The 20,190-nt window shown below is 73.8% G+C and carries 17 protein-coding genes; 12 read left to right on the top strand and 5 right to left on the bottom strand.

Annotated features, from left to right (window positions below):
• Window positions 1–186 precede the first annotated feature (186 nt).
• Window positions 187–1,524 carry an FAD-binding oxidoreductase gene (locus FMEAI12_RS14245; protein WP_304598623.1) on the top strand — a complete coding sequence of 446 codons (1,338 nt, stop codon included), beginning with the start codon at window positions 187–189 and terminating at the stop codon, window positions 1,522–1,524.
• Window positions 1,525–1,638: 114 nt separating this feature from the next.
• Here FMEAI12_RS14245 and FMEAI12_RS36205 read toward each other — a convergent pair whose 3' ends face one another.
• The 3 genes from FMEAI12_RS36205 to FMEAI12_RS14230 all read right to left on the bottom strand — a co-directional run bounded on the left by FMEAI12_RS36205 (window position 1,639) and on the right by FMEAI12_RS14230 (window position 6,880).
• Entirely contained in the window at window positions 1,639–2,793 is a 1,155-nt protein-coding gene (locus FMEAI12_RS36205) for a hypothetical protein (RefSeq protein ID WP_146776704.1), read from the bottom strand.
• Window positions 2,794–2,891: 98 nt separating this feature from the next.
• Entirely contained in the window at window positions 2,892–4,646 is a 1,755-nt protein-coding gene (locus FMEAI12_RS14235; RefSeq protein ID WP_112106399.1) for a DUF4012 domain-containing protein, read from the bottom strand.
• Window positions 4,647–4,813: 167 nt separating this feature from the next.
• Window positions 4,814–6,880 carry a polysaccharide biosynthesis tyrosine autokinase gene (locus tag FMEAI12_RS14230; RefSeq protein WP_112106393.1) on the bottom strand — a complete coding sequence of 689 codons (2,067 nt, stop codon included), beginning with the start codon at window positions 6,878–6,880 and terminating at the stop codon, window positions 4,814–4,816.
• 157 nt (window positions 6,881–7,037) lie between these two features.
• On the opposite strand from FMEAI12_RS14230, the gene FMEAI12_RS14225 reads away from it, so the two are divergent.
• Window positions 7,038–8,933 carry a nucleoside-diphosphate sugar epimerase/dehydratase gene (locus FMEAI12_RS14225; RefSeq protein WP_235013995.1) on the top strand — a complete coding sequence of 632 codons (1,896 nt, stop codon included), beginning with the start codon at window positions 7,038–7,040 and terminating at the stop codon, window positions 8,931–8,933.
• Window positions 8,934–8,963: 30 nt separating this feature from the next.
• Here the strand turns inward: FMEAI12_RS14225 and FMEAI12_RS14220 are convergent, their stop codons facing one another.
• Window positions 8,964–9,935 carry an NAD-dependent epimerase/dehydratase family protein gene (locus FMEAI12_RS14220; protein ID WP_112106398.1) on the bottom strand — a complete coding sequence of 324 codons (972 nt, stop codon included), beginning with the start codon at window positions 9,933–9,935 and terminating at the stop codon, window positions 8,964–8,966.
• A 202-nt stretch (window positions 9,936–10,137) separates the two neighbouring features.
• On the opposite strand from FMEAI12_RS14220, the gene FMEAI12_RS14215 reads away from it, so the two are divergent.
• The 10 genes from FMEAI12_RS14215 (at window position 10,138) to FMEAI12_RS14170 (ending at window position 19,282) form a co-directional block, all read left to right on the top strand.
• Window positions 10,138–10,878: a NeuD/PglB/VioB family sugar acetyltransferase gene (locus FMEAI12_RS14215; protein WP_071061306.1), complete on the top strand. Its 741-nt coding sequence runs from the start codon at window positions 10,138–10,140 to the stop codon at window positions 10,876–10,878.
• A gap of 7 nt (window positions 10,879–10,885) precedes the next feature.
• Window positions 10,886–11,641, top strand: a complete 756-nt coding sequence (locus FMEAI12_RS14210) for a tyrosine-protein phosphatase (RefSeq protein ID WP_112106391.1) — start codon at window positions 10,886–10,888, stop codon at window positions 11,639–11,641.
• 82 nt (window positions 11,642–11,723) lie between these two features.
• Window positions 11,724–12,254 (top strand): transglycosylase SLT domain-containing protein, encoded by a 531-nt coding sequence (locus tag FMEAI12_RS14205; RefSeq protein ID WP_112106390.1) that lies wholly within the window; start codon window positions 11,724–11,726, stop codon window positions 12,252–12,254.
• A gap of 9 nt (window positions 12,255–12,263) precedes the next feature.
• The gene (locus tag FMEAI12_RS14200; protein ID WP_235013994.1) at window positions 12,264–13,871 is read left to right on the top strand and encodes a CdaR family transcriptional regulator; all 1,608 of its coding nucleotides are present in this window, start codon (window positions 12,264–12,266) and stop codon (window positions 13,869–13,871) included.
• Window positions 13,872–14,115: 244 nt separating this feature from the next.
• A complete protein-coding gene (locus FMEAI12_RS14195; RefSeq protein WP_112106389.1) occupies window positions 14,116–15,102 on the top strand; it encodes an ACP S-malonyltransferase in 987 nt (328 codons plus the stop codon).
• Entirely contained in the window at window positions 15,099–16,037 is a 939-nt protein-coding gene (locus FMEAI12_RS14190) for a beta-ketoacyl-ACP synthase III (RefSeq protein ID WP_071061313.1), read from the top strand. Before FMEAI12_RS14195 ends, FMEAI12_RS14190 begins: the two co-directional genes overlap by 4 nt.
• Entirely contained in the window at window positions 16,028–16,210 is a 183-nt protein-coding gene (locus tag FMEAI12_RS14185; protein WP_112106388.1) for a hypothetical protein, read from the top strand. The genes FMEAI12_RS14190 and FMEAI12_RS14185 overlap by 10 nt, the downstream gene beginning before the upstream one ends.
• Before the next feature lie 17 nt (window positions 16,211–16,227).
• Window positions 16,228–16,476, top strand: coding sequence for an acyl carrier protein (locus FMEAI12_RS14180; RefSeq protein ID WP_020458891.1), 249 nt, complete (start codon window positions 16,228–16,230; stop codon window positions 16,474–16,476).
• Entirely contained in the window at window positions 16,473–17,699 is a 1,227-nt protein-coding gene (locus tag FMEAI12_RS14175; RefSeq protein WP_071061315.1) for a beta-ketoacyl-ACP synthase II, read from the top strand. The genes FMEAI12_RS14180 and FMEAI12_RS14175 overlap by 4 nt, the downstream gene beginning before the upstream one ends.
• Before the next feature lie 179 nt (window positions 17,700–17,878).
• Window positions 17,879–19,282, top strand: a complete 1,404-nt coding sequence (locus FMEAI12_RS14170; RefSeq protein WP_041253743.1) for an acyl-CoA carboxylase subunit beta — start codon at window positions 17,879–17,881, stop codon at window positions 19,280–19,282.
• 252 nt (window positions 19,283–19,534) lie between these two features.
• Here the strand turns inward: FMEAI12_RS14170 and FMEAI12_RS14165 are convergent, their stop codons facing one another.
• Window positions 19,535–20,065: a DUF222 domain-containing protein gene (locus FMEAI12_RS14165; protein WP_235013993.1), complete on the bottom strand. Its 531-nt coding sequence runs from the start codon at window positions 20,063–20,065 to the stop codon at window positions 19,535–19,537.
• Between the last annotated feature and the right edge of the window lie 125 nt (window positions 20,066–20,190).

The following is a 20,190-nucleotide window of genomic DNA, read 5'->3' as shown; positions in this document are numbered from 1 at the left end:
CCACTCGACGCCGGCCGCCCCGCCCACCTGGCGGGGTGGCCCGCAGGTGCCCGGTTGGTGGCTGTTTCGGCGGCCGGAGGGCTGAACGGCCCACGGGCGGGAACATCTTCGGTCGTGGACCCTCGTCCCGCGCATGTCATCTCCTCCGCCCCCAGGGCGCGCTCCGCAGGGCCACGCCCCGACCACGTGGCCGTCGTCGGCGGCGGCATGGTCGGGCTCTGTGTGGCCTGGTTCCTCCAGGAACGCGGGGTCGGCGTCACCGTCCTCGAACGCGACCGGGTGACGCCCGGTCCGGTCTGGGGCGGGGCCGGCGCGTCCTGGGGCAGCGCGGGCTGGCTCACCCCGGGGCTGGCCACGCCCCTGCCGGAACCGGCCGTGCTGCGCTATGGCCTGCGGATGCTGCTCCGGCCGGACAGCCCCGTCTACCTGCCTCCGGCAGCCGACCCGGCGCTCGGCCGCTTCCTCGCCGGCTTCGTCGCGCACAGTACGCACGACCGGTGGCGGGCGGCGATGCGGGCGCTGTCCCCGCTGACCCGGCGCAGCCTGGACGCCTTCGACGACCTCGCGGACGGCGGGGTGGCCGCGCCGACCCGGGCCGCCGCCCCGTTCCTGGCCTGCTACCGCGACCAGCGCGGCGCCGACGCGCTGCTCGCCGAGCTCGACGACGTCCGGGCCTGCGGCCAGCCGGTGGACGCGGTCGCGCTTGATCCACTGACCGCGCGGGACCTCGCTCCCCTGCTCTCCGACCAGATCACCCACGTCGTCCAGGTGCACGGGCAGCGCTACTGCGACCCGGGCCGGTTCGTCGCCGCGCTGGCGGACGCGGTGCGCGAGCGCGGCGGGATCATCCGGGAGGGAGTCGGCGTCGACAAGGTCATCGACCTGGGCTCCCGGGTGGTGCTCGCGCTGGCCGACCACACCGAGCCACCTGTGCACTTCGATGCGGTGGTGCTGGCGACCGGCGCCTGGCTGCCCCGGCTGGCGGCCCGTTACGGGGTGCGGTCGACGGTGCAGGCCGGCCGCGGCTACTCGTTCACCGCCGCGGTGGAGAAGCCGCCCACCGGGCCGATCTACTTCCCGGCCTCCCGGGTGGCCTGCACCCCGATCGGGGACGGCCTGCGGATCGCCGGGATGATGGAGTTCCGCCGTCCCGACGCCGCGCCGGACCCGCGCCGCGTCGACGCGATCGCCGCGGCCGCGGGCGAGCTGCTGCGCGGGGTCGACCTGCGCTCGCGGACACTGGAGTGGGTGGGCCCGCGCCCGTGCACGCCGGACGGGCTGCCGCTCGTCGGGCCGACGTCCTCACCGCGGGTGCACGTGGCTGGCGGCCACGGGATGTGGGGCATCACCCTGGGCCCGATCACCGGGCGGCTGGTGGCTGAGGCACTGGTCGACGGGCGGACACCACCCGAGCTGGCCCCGTTCGACCCGCTGCGCGGGTCGGCCCCCTGGTCCGGCTCGACCCGCTGGAGCCGCTCGACCCGTTGGGCCCGTCGGCGCCCGTCGACCCGTTGGGGTTGGTAGATCCGCCGCACCGACAGATCCCCGAGGACGGCGACGGGCCGCCCGCGCCAGGTTCGCGCGGACGGCCCGTGCCTCTCAGACGTGGTGCCGGATCACCTCTCCCGGTGCGTCGGGTCAGCCCTGCGCCCGGCCGGCGAGCCTGCGACGACGCGCGGCGACCCGAAGCAGGACACCGCCGCCGAGCAGCGCGACGGCGATGGAGGCCATGGCACCGGTCTCGACACCGGTGAAGGGCAGCGCCCCACCGGCCCCGCCGGCCCCGCCGGCTCCCGCACCCGCGCCGACACCACCGACACCACCGACACCGACCACACCACCGGCGATGATGCAGTCACCGTCGCGGTGCCTGTCATCCTTGTCGTTCCACCCGTCCTTGTCGTCCCACCCGTCGGCCAGCGGGGTGGCCACTGGAGCGGCGAGTCCGTCACGGCGCTCGCCGTCGAACTTGTCGTCACGGCGCTCGTCGAACTTGTCGTCTCTGGCTCCGTCGACACGGTCACGGTCCTTGTCGAAGCCGTCACCGAAGCACGAGTCGTCCCTGTCGTGATCGCCGAGGCCCCAGCCGCCCCCGTGGCTGATCCAGTTCCCGACCAGGGCCGGGTCGAACGGCAGGCCAGTGATACCGCCCTGACCGAGGCCGATGACCAGCACCGTCGCGGTGACGATGCGGGTGTCCTTGTGTGGGCCCCGCGGCGGCGCGAGCTCAGAGGCGAGCCCGAGCTGCGACGGGTCGGCCGCAACCGGCGAGGCGATCTGATCCGGCTCGAGGGTCTCCGGGTCGGTCTCCTCGACCAGCGACTCGTCGGAGAGGGTCAGGTCCGGCTCGAGGGTCTCCGGGTCGGTCTCCTCGACCAGCGGCTCGTCGGAGAGGGTCGGATCCGGGAGGATCCCCGCCGGCGATGTGGCGGCCGTGTGGCGCGCGGTCTGGCCGATACCGGCGAGCGTCTGCGTGCCCGCCGTGGGGAAGGTGATCGGTACGCTGAACGCACCGGACCCGTTGGCCTGCGTCGTGGTTTTGTATACGCCGTTCAGTTCGATATTCACTCGCGACCCCGGCCAGAAGCCGCACCCGCTGAACACCGCGGCCTCGCCCACCAAAAGGACCGACTTGCTGACAGTGCCCTCCCCGATGGGTCCGGAGCAGTGAACCGGCGGGTACGGCTTGCGATCGGGCTTGTCATCGAATGCCGCCGCTGGAGAAGCCGGCAGCGCGGCGAGCGCCAGCCCGCCGCCCGCCACCAGCGCGACGCCGAGAGTTCGGAACTTCATTCAGACACTCTCCCTGCGGATGATTCGTTCAAGCAGTCGGATGATTGACTACAGGGAGACTACAGAGAGTCACCATCCGTGTCTAGAACGCTCCGCGCCTACTTGGCGACCCTGCGCGACCAAACCGAAGTGGTCGGCAGGCCCTCTACCACCAGCTGCTCGGGAACCGTCAGAGGCTGAGTACGAACGGCGAGTGTCGGGCCAGCGGCGGGCTCGAGGACGCGCACCTGCAGCGTCCGGGTCTGCCCCCGATCGACCGTCAGATATGTCGACAGGACGGGATGGCCACGCTCCTCACCCGACGTCAGCGCGACCGGCTGGCCGTCGAGGCGGGCGTCGACGAACCAGCTCCCGCGCCCCGTATAGAGGGAGACCCACAGGTTGTTCTGCGCCTCTTCGTTTTTCCAGCCGGGGATGTCGACGTCTTGGCGGTTACGGACGTAGTCGCTCAGACCCTCCGGCGCCACGTTCGTCAGCCGAACAGTGATCATCGCGCGTCCGGTTCCATCGGGCTGGCGCTCCATGCGGTAGGTGGTGCGGCGCCGCAACCAGTAGTCGAGCTTGCTCGCCGTCGCGTTCTGCGTGACGACCCCCAGAAACGGGCCAGGCACATCCAGCAGCGCCCCACCCAGCGCGGTCGACGAAATTACCTCCTCCTCATCGGCGTGGTTGCTTGACACCTGGAGTCGACCCTCGCGGGCGGCTCGAGCCAGCGCCCGGAGAAGGTCCTCCGTACTGCCCGCGGCACCCGTGTCCGAGATAACCGCCTCGTAGACGGCCTCACCGACCATGGCGAAGAACTCGTCACGCCCCGCGACGTCGTCGATCTCCTGATAGACCCGGGACTCAACCAGCTCCACGAGCTCGTTCGCCGGGATCACACGGCCGTCGGGGAGGACGGCCGGGCGGGTGGCCGCCAGCAGATAGGACAGCGCCGTGGGGTCGAGGCTGATCGTCCCGTCGAGCGCCGTCCCCGCGCCGGCGCGGTAGAGCCCGGAGTACAGCCGCCCCACGGTCGGGTAGTCGGGCGTGAGGTTGGCGTTCGCCCACACGCGCGCGGGCCAGAACCCGCCGTAGCGCGCCTCGAACTCCGGAGACAGGTCGGTGGCCGGCCGGGCCTGCGTCGGTCCGCCGGGCAGGCTGCCGTTACCCGAGATGTTGTCGAGCTCCAGTTGGCCGTCGGTGACCGTCAACACGCCGAACCCGCCGATGATGCCGCCGTTCGCCCGCGACTCGGCCGGGTTCTGCACGACCAGCAGGTAGCGGCGGGGCCCGTCCGCTCCGAGCATGCCCGGCCCCAGCCGGGCCCCCAGGACCAGCGTGTCGAGCGCGCCATACAACCGGGAAGCAGTGGCGACCGCCTGCCCGCGGGCTTCGTCGAGGCCAAGGGCACCGCCGAGCCAGCCGCACCCGGAGACCCTCCGCGCCGCGGCGTCGAACGAGCCGACGGCCTCACGCGCCCGCTCGGCGGGCGCCCGCGCCGCGGCCAGCGCGCGGATGTTCACGGCCGTCCCCGACCGCAGGCTGGACGGGGCCAGCCCGTCGCCGAGCTCGGCGACCGACGGCAGCGCGTCGGTGGCCACGTCATCCAGCGCGGCGGCGAGTGCCGCGCTGGAGTGCAGCGGGCAGCCGGCGAACGGGATGTGCCCGGCCAGCGACCACAGCGGATCAGACGTCAGCGACCGGGCCGCCTCCGTGCGCGCGGCGACCTCGTCGATGGCCCGGCGCAGTTCGGCCTCCTCGGGCACCGCACCGTTCGCGACAGTGGCCTGCAGCCGGGAGATCTGCGCCCTGGCGGCCTCGAGATGGGACTGCGCGAGCAGGCCTCGCACCACGATCCAGGTGCCAAACATCAGCAGGAGGGCGAACAGCACGGCGCCGCCCGCTACGACCCGCCGGTCCGGTCGCCACCCGCGCCGAACCGGCGACGGACGGCGATCCTCCTCCCCGGCCCGGTGAACGACCGCAGGCCCCCCACCACTGTCACTCGTGTGCTCCGTTTCCCCCGAAAACGGCTCCCTCACCGGTCCGCGGAACGGTCGGAACCATGATCCGACGCGCCGTAGGCGAGCGGCGCCGTGCGGTCCTCCGGCTCCCGCTGGGTGACGATCTCGACCACCGGCGGATTCTCACGCTCCCCCGCGCCGCTCTCACGTGCCCGCCCCACGGACGCCCCCGGCGGTACGGCGGACTCGCCCGCCGACCCGGCGACCGACGGCACGGCACTCGCCGCCGTGGCCGGCGACGTGGAACCGCTGGACACCTCCGCCGGACCCGCCGCCGTCGATACGGGAACTCCCGACCCGGCCGGCGCACGACCCGAGCCGCCCGCGCCACCCGCGGGGGCCGCCTCCTCAGGAGCTGATCCCCTGGCCACCGGGACGCCGCCCCGCGAGCTCTCGACGCCGGGCGCGGCGCCGGGACGGGTCGCGGACGGTGGTTGCGCCGATCCCTTCGCGGCCGACCGCGATCCGGCTCCAGCCCTCCGGCTCACGGCCTTGCGACCGGCGGCCCCGAGCTCGCCGGTCGAGGACCCGCCCGGCGAGGACGTGGCCGGTGTCCGCGCTCCAGCGGACGGAACACCCGCCGGGCCTGACGCCGGGCGCGTGTCCGTGGACGAGACGGGGGCGGCTGCCACGCCGGCCGGGCGCAGCCCGCGGTCGGTGGCGCCGGGAAGGCGAACTCCGCTCCTGTCACCGGAACGCGCGTGCCGGGCCCGCGGGGCGTATTCGTACCGCCCGTAGTAATAGGCGTCCGCTCCCTTGGTCGGCACCATGTTGAGAACGCTTCCGATCACGCGCGCGTCCACCGCCCGCAGCGCATCCGCCGCGCGGCGGATCTGTTCGCGCCGCGTCCGTCCCGCCCTGGCGACCAGCAGCACGCCGTCTACCCGGGTCGCCAGCACGGCGGCGTCCGTGACCGGCAGCAGCGGCGGGGCGTCGATGAGGACGAAGTCGAAGCGGGTGCAGAGCACGTCGATGAGGTCGGCCATGTTGCGGGATCCGAGCAGCTCGCTCGGGTTCGGCGGAACGGGGCCGCTCGGCAGCACCTCGACCCGGCCGTCGCCGACCCGGCCCTCGCCCCAGGGCTGGAGCACGTCGTCGAGGTCGGCCGCGCCGATCAGCACCGACGTCAGCCCGGCCGCGGACTCGATTCCCAGATACTCGCCGAAGGAGGGCCGCCGCAGGTCACCCTCGACGAGGCACACACGGGCTCCGCCCTGAGCCAGAATGATCGCGAGGTTACAGATCGTCGTGGTCTTTCCCTCCCCCGGCAACGAGCTGCTGATGAGGATCGATCGGGGGGCGGTGTCCACATCCACGAACTGCAGGTTCGTGCGGAGCTGGCGGAACGCCTCGGCGCGCGGCGAATGGGGGTTGGCGTGGATGATCAGCGGTCGCCGGCCGGCGCCCGCATCGTAGGCGATCATCGCCAGGTTCGGCAGCCCCGTGACCGCCCTGACGTCCGACTCCCCGGTGACGCTCGTGTCCAGCCGGTGGCGGAGAAGCGCGGCGCCGATACTGATCATCAGCCCCAGCAGCACCCCGAGCGCGATGTTGCGGACGGGCTGGGGGGAGACCGGCGCCGCCGGGAGCTTGGCCTTCTCCCAGACTCGGACCCGCACCGAGGGCGGCTGGTCCTCGGCCGGTCTCTCGATCCGGGCGACGGCCGCGGAGAACGCCTCACCGACCGCGTCCGCGATCGACTGCGCGCGGTGGGGGTCGGCATCGCGCACGACGGCGCGCAGCAGCACGGTGTCCGGCACGGCCTGCGCCTCGATGCGCCCGCGCAGCTGGGACGCACTGTCGTCCAGGTTGAGCTGGTCGATGACCGCGGCGGCGACCCGCTCGCTGGCGACCAGGTTCGCATAGGACTTGACCCGCTGCTCGGAGAGCAGTCCGCCCTGGTAGGCGGACGCCATGCCCTCATCGCTGCCGGACGATGAGACGACCATCGTCACCGTCGCCGCATAAATCTTGGTCGCGCGCCAGGTCGCCGTCGCCGCAAGCAGACCTCCCAACAGGGCGCAGGTCAGCACGAGCAACCAGCTTCGACGCAGGACGCGCACGTAGTCGCGCAGTTCCACTCGCCGACCACCCTCCCGGGACCTCTCCCGAACACTCACCGTGACACTCAACAGACACAACGTACCGCACCGGTAGTCGTCCATTTACGCACAGTGGCAATTACTCTATGGCCTCATGTGGAGACGTAGAGTAGACGGATCGCGTCACGGTCTGTGGATGACAGCGGTCGCACGGCGCGTGTCGCGCCTCAATCTCCGTCAGCGGGTCGGGCTCCAGATCGTCCTGGACGTCTGTGCGCTCGCGCTCGGGTTCACCGCCGCCCAGGTCGGCCGGCTCGACCTCGACCCGGCCGCGCTGGCCGACCCAAGCTTCTGGGTCATCGTCTTCCTGGCCACCTGCCTGCTCCACTTCCTGGGCACGGCGCTGCACCTCTACCTGGGCCGGTACCGGTTCGGCGGGTTCGAGGAGGTGCTGGGCATCCTGGTCACGGTGGCCCTCACCGTCCTCGGGGTGCTCGTCGTGGTGATGGCGTTCGGCGCGCCCCGGCCGGTTCCGCTCAGCGTGCCGCCGCTCGGCGGGGCGGTGACCCTGGTACTGATGTTCGGCGTCCGTTACCTGTGGAGGCTGACGGAGGAGCGGCTGCGCCGGCCGGCCCCGGACGCGGCCGAGCCCCTGATCGTCTTCGGCGCGGGCGACGGCGGGCAGATGGTGCTCACCGCGATGCTGCGCACGCCGAGCAGCCCCTACTACCCGGTCGCGCTGCTCGACGACGACCAGCGGACCTGGAACCTGCAGCTTTCCGGGGTGCGGGTCCGCGGCGGCCGGGACGCGATCGCCGGCGTCGCGGCATCCACCGGCGCACGCACCCTGCTCGTCGCGATCCCCAGCGCGGACGCGGCCCTACTGCGGGAGATCAGCGCGCTGGCCGAACCGGCCGGGCTCGCCGTCAAGGTGCTCCCCCGCGTCGTCGACCTGGTGGACGGCACCGTCGACGTCGCGGACATCCGCGATCTCGACCTCGCCGACCTGCTCGGCCGGCGGCAGATCCAGACCGACATGACAGCCGCCGAGCGGTACCTCACCGGGCGCCGCGTCCTGGTGACCGGCGCCGGCGGGTCGATCGGATCGGAGCTGTGCCGGCAGATCCACGCCTTCGGGCCGGCCGAGCTGATCATGCTGGACCGGGACGAGTCGGCATTGCGCGCCGTCCAGCTCTCGCTGCACGGCCGGGCGATGCTCGAGGACGACGCGATCGTCCTCGGTGACATCCGCGACACCGAGCTGATGGCCTCGCTGTTCGCCGCCCGCCGGCCCGAGGTCGTCTTCCACGCCGCGGCGCTCAAGCACCTCCCGCTGCTGGAGCGCTTCCCGGGTGAGTCGGTGAAGACGAACCTGTGGGGGACGCTGACCGTCCTGGAGGCCGCGGTCGCCTGCGGGGTGCGGCGCCTGGTGAACATCTCGACGGACAAGGCCGCCAACCCGAGCAGCGTGCTCGGCCACTCCAAGCGGATCACCGAGCGCCTCACCGCCCACGTCGCCGGGCAGGCGCCGGGGGTGCTGGTCAGCGTCCGCTTCGGCAACGTGCTCGGCAGCAACGGCTCGGTGCTGACCGTCTTCGCCGGCCAGCTCGCCGCGGGAGGGCCGCTGACGGTCACCCACCCGGAGGTGACCCGCTACTTCATGACCGTCCAGGAGGCCGTGCAGCTCGTCCTGCAGGCCGGGGCGCTGGGCTCGGCCGGCGAGGCGCTGGTCCTCGACATGGGGGAACCGGTGGGCATCGCGGACGTCGCCCGTCGCATCGCGGCCCGCGCGCCCGCGCCGGTGGACATCGTCTACACCGGGCTCGGCGCGGGCGAGAAGCTGCACGAGGAGCTGCTGGGCGCCGGCGAGTGGGACTCCCGGCCGCGACACCCGCTGATCTCGCAGGTACCGGTGCCGCCGCTGGACCCGGCCGCCGTCCGGGACGTCGACCCGTACGCGGCGCCGGATCTGATCCGGGCCACGCTGGCCCGGCTGGCCGCCGAACAGCCCACGCCGAAAGTGCCGCGCCAGGCCGGTCCACGCCAGGACGGGCCGCGCCAGGACGGGCCGCCCGAGGCTCGGGTCGGGTGAGGCTCGGGTCGGGTGAGCCGGCAGTGACGGTCAGCGGTGGGGGGTGTCCGCGGATCTGGGCGCGGCGCCGGGGGCCTCGCCGAGGCGTTCCCGGTACCAGTGCACGGTCTCCTCCAGGGTCGCCCGCAGGTCAGAGCGCTCGACGGAGCCGAAGAGCGCGTGCATGGCGTCCGGGCGGGCGCACGAGTCGCGGACGTCCCCGGCGCGCGGCGCGCCGTGCGCCACGTCCAGCCGGCGGCCGAGGATGTCCTCGAGGTGGGCGACCAACGCCAGCAGGTCGGTGCTCGTCCCGAACGCCAGGTTCACCGGCCCGGGGTGGGCCAGCCGGCGGCAGGCCGCGTCGGCCAGCAGCCCGGCGACCGCCTCGACGTAGGTGAAGTCCCTGGTCTGCCGGCCGTCGCCGTGCACCGGCAACGGACGTCCACGCAGCGCGGCGTCGATGAACGACGGCACGACGGCGGCGTGGGCGCGCCGGGCCGGCTGGTACGGGCCGTAGACGTTGAACAGCCGCGCGACCAGGACCGGCAGCCCGAAGCTCGCCTGGTGCGCCAGGGCGTACCCCTCGGCCGCCAGCGCGCTGGCCGCGTACGGGCTGGTCGGACGCGGCGGGTCGTCCTCGGTCTGGGGGCGGCCGCCGGACGTCCCGTACACCAGAGCGGAGGAGACGACCACCACGTGGGTCTCGCCCCGCTGCGCCACGTCGAGCACGGTCAGTGTGCCGGTCGCATTGACGTGGTGGGTGGCCAGCGGGTCGAGCAGCGAGCGCTCGACGGAGGGCCGCGCAGCCAGGTGGACGACGCTGTCCGCCCCGGTGCAGGCGTCCTCCAGCAGCTCACGGTCGGTGACGCTGCCGAGGACGAGGCGCGCGGGCAGGCCGAGCAGGTTCGACCGGGCTCCGGTGCTGAGGTCGTCGACCACGACCACCTCACAGCCATGGGCCAGCAGCGCACGGGTCAGGTGGGCACCGATGAACCCGGCGCCCCCGGTCACCACGACCCTCATCGTCCGAATCACTCCCCATGAGCACATCAAGCGACGATAAGCAACCGATCAGATACCCATAGTAATCGAGTCGAGGGAAGCGGCCGGCGATACCGCACATCCCGTGGCGGCGCACCCTCCAGGCGGGCGGCACCGCCCGACGGGATCGACTACTCAGAGTGTCTGATTGAACGGGAGCCGTCATCGCTCTACGGTCGGCCCCGTGCCAGACCTCGGACGCCAGCTCGTCATCGTGGGAGCCGGCGGCCACGGCCGCGAGCTCCTCGACCTCGTCGAGGCGGTCAACGCCGCCAGCGACCGGGACATCTACCGGTTCCTCGGGTTCCTCGACGACGGCGAGGTCGATCCCGACCCGCTCGCCCGGCGCGGGAGCACCGTGCTGGGCGGGCTCGACCTGCTGGCCAGCCTCGAGGCCGACTACCTGATCGGCGTCGGCGCGGCGGCCTCACGGGCCCGCATCGACCGGTACGCCAGCGCGTGCGGACGGCGCCCGGCCACGATCGTCCATCCCCGCGCCCACCTGGGCGGCGACGTGAAGCTCGGGCCGGGCACCGTGGTCTGCGCGCTCGCGAGCCTCACCACCAACATCGAGACGGGCCGGCACGTCCTGGTGAACATCGGTGCCGGCATCGCGCACGACTGCCGCCTCGGCGACTACGCGACGCTCGCCCCCGGCGCCCGGATCGGCGGCGGCGTCGAGGTCGGCCCCGGCGCCTGGGTGGGGATGCAGGCCAGCGTCGTGCGGAGCCGGCGGATCGGCGCCGGGGCGGTGGTCGGCGCCGGGGCGGTCGTCACCGGCGACGTGCGCCCCGGACTCGTCGTGGCCGGGGTGCCGGCCCGCCCGATCGACCCGTCCGACGCCGGTGCGGACGCCGCCCGGCCACCGATAGTGGAACCGAGGACACCCGAACCCCAGTCCGGGGCACCCCGAGCCGACCTATGATCGGGAGGTGCACCGCTGGTTCGACCTCGCAGGCACTGACAACACCCGTGACCTCGGCGGGATGCCGACGTCCGACGGGCGCCTGACCCGGTCGGGCGCCTTCCTGCGCAGCGACACCCTGCAGGAGCTGACCACCGCCGACGTGGCCCGGCTGCGCGAGGTGTTCGGCCTGCGGACGGTGCTCGACCTGCGGGCCCGGGTGGAGGCCGCGCGGGAGGGCCGCGGCCCGCTGGAGTACGAGGACGTGGCCTACCACAACCACTCGTTCCTGCCCGGCGAATGGATCATGCCGGACGATCCCCGGTTCCCCGCGATCGTGAAGGACCTCGACTCGGTCGACCGGGTCGAGCACTACCTGGACTACCTCCGCCTGGCCGGGGACGCCGTGGCCGAATCCATCCGCCTGCTCGCCCAGCCGGTGACGGGGCCGGCACTGTTCCACTGTGCCGCCGGCAAGGACCGCACCGGCGTACTGTCGGCGCTCCTGCTCGGGATCGTCGGCGTCGACGACGAGGCGATCATCAAGGACTACACCCTGACCAACGAGCGCATCGCCCGGGTCGACGCCCGGCTCGCCCGCCGCCCGTCCTACAACCGGCCCGAGGATCCGCTGACCATCGACAAGATGAGCTGCCGGCCGGAGGTCATGCGCGGTTTTCTCGGCGGTGTCGCCGAGATCTGGGGTGGTCCGGCCGCCTGGGCGCGCGGGGCGGGCGTCCCCGAGGAGGACCTGCGCTCGCTGCGGTCACGGCTTGTCGGGTGAGGGGGGGCGACGGCTGGAACGGCCGCGGCGAAGACCACAATCGCTCGGACACATCACCCGTACGGAACGGACAACAGGAGGCATGATCCGGCGCGCGCCCGTCACCGCGGTCCTGGCCGTGGTCATCGTGATCGCGCTGCTGTCCGGATGCAGCCACATCTTCGAACGACCCTTCGCCGACGTGCCCGCCGACCTGATCCCCGTGTTCCAGGCCGCGGCGGCCACCTACGGGGTCCTCAGCGCGGCGCAGCTCGCCGCGCAGGCCAGGGTGGAGAGCAGCTTCGATCCCGCGGCCGTCTCGCACGCCGGCGCCCGCGGCATGATGCAGTTCCTCCCGACCACCTGGGCGGAGTTCGGCATCGACGGCAGCGGCGACGGCCGCGCCGACCCCCTCGAGCCCCGCGACGCGATCGTCTCGGCGGCCCACTACGAGGCACACCTGGCCGAGGCCGTGGCCAATCTGCCCGGGGATCGCATCTCCCTGGTGCTCGCGGCCTACAACGCGGGGCCGGACGCCGTCCGCGTCGCGGGAGGCATCCCGGACTTCGACGAGACCCGCTCCTATGTCGCTCGGGTGCATGACTGGGCCGCCACCTATCGGGACCAGCTCTGACGGCGTGACATGCTCGACGCCGTGGCAGCAGACCGGTCCGGCGAGGCATCCGCGCACGAACCCCCGGCCGGTCCGGGATCGCCGGCGGAGGGCGCTCCGCTGCCCCCGTCCCTCTCGCCGGCCACCGCGGCCTCCTTCTCCTCCTCCACCCCCGTCTCCTCGACGTCGGGGCCCGGCCACGTCGTGCCGCCGGCCCGGACCGCGCCGCCCGCGCGGGACGACGCCCTCGGCGGCGCACCGGCCGGCCGCGCGCTTCCGCCCCGCGGCTCCACCGACGAGGTGATCCGCCGGGTCGAGCTGGCGAGCGGCCGGCTCGCCTCGCGGGCGGTCACCCGGATGACCGAGGTGCTCCCCTGGTACCCGGCGATGTCCGCCCGGCACCGCGCCGACATTCAGCTCGTGGTGCAGGCCGGGATCTCGTCGTTCGTCGAGTGGTGCCGCCGCCCCGAGCACGCCCGGGAGCTGTCCGGCGACGTCTTCCGGGTCGCGCCCCGCGAGCTGGTGCGGGCGGTGACCTTCCGCCGACTGGTCGACCTCGTCCGGGTCGCCGTCGAGGCGATCGAGGCCGAGGTGCCGACGCTGGCCGGCCCGGAGCACGAGCAGCGGCTGCTCGCCGACGTGTTGCGCTACTCCCGGGACATCGCGTTCGCCGGCGCGGTCGTGTACGCGCGGGCCGCCGAGGAGCGCGGTGCGTGGGACGCCCGGCTGGAGGCGCTGGTCGTCGACCACGTGGTGCGCGGCGAGGTCGACCGCGGCCTGCCGTCGCGGGCCGCCGCGGTCGGCTGGCGCAACCCGCCGTCGGTCACCGTCGTCGTCGGCGCGGCGCCGCCGACCTCGCCCGAGGTCGCCGTCGACGAGGTGCACCGGCTGGCGCGGGGAGCCGGCCTCGAGGTGCTCGCCGGGGTCCACCACGACCGGCTCGTGATGGTCGTCGGCGGTGCCTTCGGCCCTGATGACGGCGACCCGCCGGGCCCGCCGGCGACCAGCGGCGGAAGCGGGCCCGGCAGCGTTGGGCACGGTGGGTCTGGGCACGGTGGGTCTGGGCACGGTGGGAGTGGGCCTGGCGGCGTCGGCGGGTCCGCGTCCGCCGCGACGGGTACCGGGGGCGGGTCCGGCCGCGGCGACACCCCGCCGCCGTCCGGCGACGCCGACACCGCGCTGGAGGCCGCCCGCGCGCTGCTGCCCGCCTGCGGGCCGGGCCCCGTGGTGGTCGGGCCGATCGCGGGCGATCTCACCGGGGCGCCCCGGTGCGCCCGCGCGGCGCTCGCCGCCGCGGACGTCGTCGCCGCCTGGCCGGCGGCGCCGCGCCCGGTCTCGGCGAGCGCACTGTTGCCGGAGCTCGCGCTGGCCGGTGATCCGGACGCCCGGCAGAGCCTGATCAGGGAGGTCTACCTCCCGCTGCGCCACGCCGGCACCCCGCTGTTGGAGACAGCCGGCGCATACCTCGACTTCGGCGCGTCGCTGGAGGCGACCGCCCGGGCGCTCTACCTTCATCCGAACACGGTGCGTTACCGGCTGCGCAAGGCCGCGGACGTCTGCGGTCTCGATCCCGCCGATCACCGCGAGCGGTTCATACTGCACATCGCTCTGGTACTCGGTCGCCTGGACGGTACGTAACCTACAGGTCAGATCGGACCCGACCCCCGTCCGCGACCCGCCCGCGCGGCCCCTCCCGTCGGTGCGAGAACCGTCACACCAAGCAAATTTACCGCCCTGTCACCGGATTCCGGTCCAGAGGCATGGAGGGGCACTAACGCACCGTCGGAGCCTGCCGCTTTGTAGGACACCGACAACGAGCCGACGAGACATCGGTGACTCGTCGCCAGCGACAACGACCGGCCACACGGGGTTAGGTGAATACGTGCTCGCGATCCTCGCACCAGGACAGGGTGCTCAGACGCCGGGACAGCTCCGTCCCTGGCTGGAACTCGACGGCGTCGAGTCCCGGCTGCGCTGGTGGTCGGCGGCGGCCGGTTTGGACCTCGTCGACATCGGCTGTGAGGCACCGGCGGAGACGATCCGGGATACCGCGGTCGCCCAGCCGCTCATCGTCGCGAACGGGCTGCTGGCCGCCGAGCAGCTCGGCCTGCTGCCGGCGGCCCCCGCCGGCGGCGCCCGCGCCGTCGTGGCCGGGCACAGCGTCGGCGAGATCACCGGCGCCGCGATCACCGGCTCGCTCACCCCGGAGTCGGCGCTGCTGTTCGTCGGCCTGCGGGGCCGCGCGATGGCCGAGGCGTCCGCGCGGACCCCCACCGGGATGACCGCGCTGCTCGGTGGCGACCCGGACGAGGTCGCCGCGGCGCTGGAGGGAATGGGCCTCACCGCCGCGAACCGCAACGGCGCCGGGCAGATCGTCGCCGCGGGCACGCTCGAGGACCTCGCGAAACTCGCCGACTCCCCGCCACCGAAGACGAAGCTGCGGCCCCTGTCCGTAGCCGGCGCGTTCCACACCCACCACATGGCCTCGGCCGGCGACGCGCTGCGCGCCGTCGCGGGCGGCATCCGGCCCGGGGCTCCGGTCCTCGGCCAGCTCTCCAACGCCGACGGCGCCGCGGTGCACGACGGCGCCGACCTCCTCACCCGGCTGGTCACCCAGGTGGCGGCACCGGTGCGCTGGGATCTGTGCCTGGCCGCCATGCGCGAGGCCGGGGTGACCGCCGTGATCGAGCTGCCGCCCGCCGGCACGCTCGCCGGCATCGCCCGGCGCGAGCTGCGGGGAGCGAAGATCGTCGCGGTGAAGACGCCCGCCGATCTGGACGCCGCCCGCGAGCTCGTCGCCGAGTACCTGCCCCCCGCCGGAGTGGCCGTGCCGACCCAGACCGAGTCCCTGGTCGGGGCGACCTCATGACAGGGGCGCGGTTGCTGGGGCTGGGCACCTACCGCCCGGGCCGGCTGGTCACCAACGACGAGATCACCCGGCAGGTCGACACCTCGGACCTCTGGATCCGCACCCGGACCGGCATCTCGACCCGGCGGATCGCCGACGACGACGAGACCACGGTCGCGATGGGGGTCAGCGCCGCGGACAAGGCGCTGGCCGCCGCCGGGCTGGCCGCCCGCGACGTCGACGCCGTGATCGGGGCGACCTGCACGGCGCCGTCCCAGATCCCGGGCACCGCGCCGCAGGTCGCCGCCCGGCTCGGCGCGTCGGCCGCGGGGACCTTCGACATCAACGGCGGGTGCGCCGGCTTCTGCTACGCCGTCTCCACCGCGGCGGACATGGTGCGGGCCGGCAGCGCCCGGCACGTGCTGGTCGTCGCGACCGAGCGGCTCTCCGACTACACCGACTGGAGTGACCGTTCCACCTGCATCCTGCTCGCGGACGGCGCCGGCGCGGTCGTGATCGGCGCCGCCGAGACCGATCACATCGGCCCGGCTGTCTGGGGCCACGACGGGTCGCGGCCCGAGGCGATCCAGGTTCCCGGGCGGGGCGACAACTCGTTCCGCATGGAGGGCCCGGCCGTGTTCCGTTGGGCCATCTCGCTCGTTCCCACCCTGCGCACGGTCTGCGACCGGGCCGGTGTGGCGCCCGAAGAGCTGGCCGCGATCGTGCCGCACCAGGCGAACCTGCGCATCGTCGAGGCGCTCGCGGGTGGCCTCGGTGTCCCCGACGTGCCGATCGCCCGCGATGTGGTGGACTCCGGCAACACGTCCGCGGCGAGCATCCCGCTGGCGCTCGACCGGATGATGGAAGCCGGCGAGGTCGTCTCGGGCGATCCGGTGCTGCTGTTCGGTTTCGGCGCCGGCCTGACCTACTGCGGACAGGTCGTCCGATGCCCCTGAGCACCGACGTCCCCGAGCACCACATTTCTCCCAGGTACTCCGCTGCCCCCGAGTACCCCGGCCCGAGCCGCGGCCACCCGTGCCGCGACCGGGCCCCGCACCACCGCCGGACGGAGCTGCCCGCGCGGGCCGCCCGTCCAGCCACCGGCTCGGCCGGAACGCTGATCCCGTAACGCACAGGAGGAAAGCCATGTCGCAAACCGATATTCTCGCCGGCCTCGCCGCGATCCTCGAGGAAGTCGCCGGTGTGGACCCGGCCGACGTCACCGCGGACAAGACCTTCATCGACGACCTGGACGTCGACTCGCTCTCCATGGTCGAGGTCGTCGTCGCGGCCGAGGAGAAGTTCGGCGTGAAGATCCCGGACGAGGACGTCAAGACCCTCAAGACCGTCGGCGACGCCGTCTCGTACATCCAGCGGGCGGGTGTCGCCGCGTGACCCCGACCCCCAGGCAGGTCGTCGTCACCGGCCTCGGGGCTACCACTCCCCTCGGCGGCGACGTGCCGTCCACGTGGGAGGGGCTGCTCTCCGGCCGCTCCGGCGCGCGTCGCCTGACCGAGGACTGGGTCGAACAGCTCCCCGTCCACATCGCCGCCCCGCTCGCGGTCGAGCCACCGCTGGGCCGCGTCGAGGCCAGAACTCTCGACCGCAGCCAGCAGATGGCGCTGGTCGCCGCGCGGGAGGCATGGGCCCACGCGGGCTCCCCGGAAGTCGACTCCGAGCGCCTCGCCGTCTGCGTGGCGTCCGGGATCGGCGGGGTGCTGACCCTGCTCAACCAGCACGACGTGCTGCGGGAGCGTGGGGCTCGGCGGGTGTCGCCGCACGTCGTGCCGATGCTGATGCCAAACGGCCCGGCGAGCACGGTCGGCCTGGCGTTCGGTGCCAAGGCCGGTGTGCACGCGCCGGTCAGCGCGTGTGCGTCCGGCTCGGAGGCGATCGCGCTGGCGCTGGACATCATCCGCGCCGGCCGGGCGGACATCGTGATCGCCGGCGGCACGGAGGCGGCGATCGCCGCCCTGCCGATCGCCGGGTTCGCGCAGATGCAGGCGCTCTCCCGGCGTAACGACGCTCCCGAGACCGCCTCACGGCCGTTCGACAAGGCCCGGGACGGCTTCCTGCTCGGCGAGGGCGCGGCGGTCATCGTGGTGGAGGCGGCGGAGCACGCGCAGGCACGCGGCGCGCGGGTCCTCGGGACCCTCGCCGGCGCCGGCATCAGCTCGGACGCCTACCACGTGGCCGCGACGGATCCGACCGGTGCCGGCGCGGCCCGGGCGATCCGGGCGGCGCTGCGCTCGGCCTCCCTGGAGCCCGAGGACGTCATCCACGTCAACGCGCACGCGACGTCGACCCCGACCGGAGACGTCGCCGAGTCGATCGCGCTTCGGCTGGCGCTGGGCTCCGCGCTCGACTCGATCGCGGTGACCTCGACCAAGTCGATGACCGGCCACCTGCTCGGGGCGGCCGGCGCGCTGGAGGCCGTGGTCACGCTGCTCTCGCTGCGCGAGCGCGTCGTCCCCGCGACGCGCAATCTCGACGCGCTCGACGACGAGATCGCCCTGGATGTCGTGAGCATCGACAACCGGGAGCTCGGCACCGGCGCGGGCCTGTCGAACTCGTTCGGGTTCGGTGGGCACGACGTCTGTCTCGCGTTCACGGTGTAGGACGCACGCCCGGCGCCCCGAGGGAAGACCGTGCCGCCGCCGCGGCGGCGGCACGCCCGGGGGCGCCGGGACGGTTCGCCGGGATCCAAGCCCCGGCCAGGAAACACCTCACGGTGGCCGCACCGGGGCCGCCATCTGCGCAGGAGCAGGCTGATACCGCTCAACCAAGGAGACCTACGGTGAGTCTGTCCACCATCGACCGCACCGATTCCCGAACTCCCGTCTCGCGGCTGAGCCGCTTCTTCGACCCGGACACGCTCTCGCTGTTCGCCTCCGCCGACGGTTCGGGTGTCGTGGCCGGCCAGGGCCTCGTCGACGGCAACGAGGTCGTCGCCTTCGCCACCGACCCCACGGTCCAGGGCGGCGCGATGGGCCGGGACGGCTGCGCGCGCATCGTGCACGCGATCGAGTCGGCCGTCCGGATGAGCTGCCCCGTGATCGGTATCTGGCACTCCGGGGGCGCCCGCCTGCAGGAGGGTGTGGCCTCGCTCGACGGCGTCGGCCGGGTGTTCGCCGCGACGGTCCGCGCCTCGGGACGGGTGCCACAGATCTCGCTGGTCCTCGGGGCCGCGGCCGGCGGCGCCGCCTACGGCCCGGCGCTCACCGACCTGGTCATCACCGGGCCCGACGCGAAGGTCTTCGTCACCGGCCCGGACGTCGTCCGCTCGGTGACCGGCGAGGAGTGCACGGCCGACAGCCTCGGCGGCCCCGAGGTCCACTCGACCCGCAGCGGTGTCGTCCACCTCGCCTGCGACACCGACGACGCCGCGTTCGACCGGACCCGCGCGATCACCGCGCTGCTGGCCGACCAGGGCTCCATCGGCCACGTCGCCGAGCGTGAGCTCGGCGATCTGCTGCCGGAGAACCCCCGCCGCGCCTACGACGTGCGACCGCTCGTCGCCGGCCTGCTCGACGACGAGGTCGTCGAGCTGCACCCCAAGTGGGCTCGCAACATCGTCACGGCCCTCGGCCGCCTCGGCGGGCGGACGGTCGGCGTGGTGGCGAACAACCCGCTGCGCCGCGGTGGCTGCCTCGACGCGCTCTCGGCGGAGAAGGCCTCGCGGTTCGTGCGGATGTGCGACTCGTTCGGGATCCCGCTCGTGGTGCTCGTCGACGTCCCCGGCTACCTGCCCGGCGTGGGCCAGGAGTGGGAGGGTGTGGTCCGGCGCGGCGCGAAACTGCTCTACGCCTTCTCCGAGTGCACCGTGCCCCGGGTCACCGTCGTCACCCGCAAGGCCTACGGCGGCGCGTACATCGCGATGAACGCCCGCTGCCTGGGCGCGACCGCGGTCTACGCGTGGCCGACCGCGCAGCTCGCGGTCATGGGGGCGGAGGCCGCGGTCGGCATCCTGCACCGCCGGCAGCTGGCCGAGGTGCCCGCCCAGCGCCGCCCGGACGTGATGGCCGAGCTGGCCGAGGAGCACGTCCGCACCGTCGGCGGGATCGACCGCGCGGTGGAGCTGGGCGTGGTGGACGCGGTTGTCACACCGGCGACGACCCGCGGGGCGGTCGCGGCCGCGCTCGCCGACGCGGTCGCCGCGGCCCGGGTGGACAAGAACGTTCACGGCAACATCCCTCTGTAGTTCCTCCCGCTCCGCCCGGCCCGCCGGCCGGGGCGCCGGCCCTCGACGGCTCCGGCCCTCGACGATGCTGGACTTCAGCGGCGCTGGACTTCGAGACGTGGCGGCCGGGCGAGTCTCTGGACTCCCCCGGCCGCCACGTCTCATCTCGGGGCTGTCGCCCTCCGGCCCGTGCTCCCGGGCCTCGCCACCGGACGCCGTCGCGGCCCACCGGGCCCGCCCGGCGCAGTGGGCCCGCCCGGCGCAGTGGGCCCGTCACGACCCAGGGGGCTCAGACCCGCCCGGGAGACGTGGGCTCTCCGACTCGGCCAGGCGGATCCACGTCCGGACGACGTTGCCCATCTGACGGGGGTTCATCCACAGGGCCGCGCGGGCGAAGATCGGGTCGGCGCTGCGCGCGAGCTCGCCGCGCGCGGCCTCCAGCGCGGGGGCGATGGCGCGGACGTGGTCGAAGCTGATCGTGCCCGTCCGGAAGGCCTCCGCGGTCACCGGCAGGGATCGCAGCGCGCGCGCCACCGTAAGCGCCGAGGTCGTCGTGGGGTGGACAAGCCTGCACTCCCGGCGCAGCCAGGCGGCCGCCGACCGGGCACCGTCGAGGTTCCACAGCTCGCGCCGGTCGAACTCCGCGAGCAGACGGACCCAGCAGGCGTCGGTGGCGTCGACGAGCCGGCGCACGTCCATCACCAGCAGGGCGAGCTCGGCGTCCGGCACCTCTCCGGGATCCACGGCCGCCAGCCGGGCCACCTGCGCGTCGAGATCCTTCACAGCCGCCTCCTTGTCCGACACCCGCACTCCACTCACTGAACGCCCCGTGTGCGGCGCCACCCCACGCGCCCGCCACCTCCGCAGGCCCTGCCGACGGGGCCTGCCCTACCGGCGGCCCCTGCCCCGCCTGCGGGCAGCGCCTGCCC

Source organism: Parafrankia sp. Ea1.12, from assembly GCF_900465275.1.
GTDB classification, from domain to species: Bacteria; Actinomycetota; Actinomycetes; order Frankiales; family Frankiaceae; genus Parafrankia; species Parafrankia soli.
Note: the sequence above shows the minus strand (reverse complement) of the source record. Positions and strands in the feature narration are given on the sequence as shown.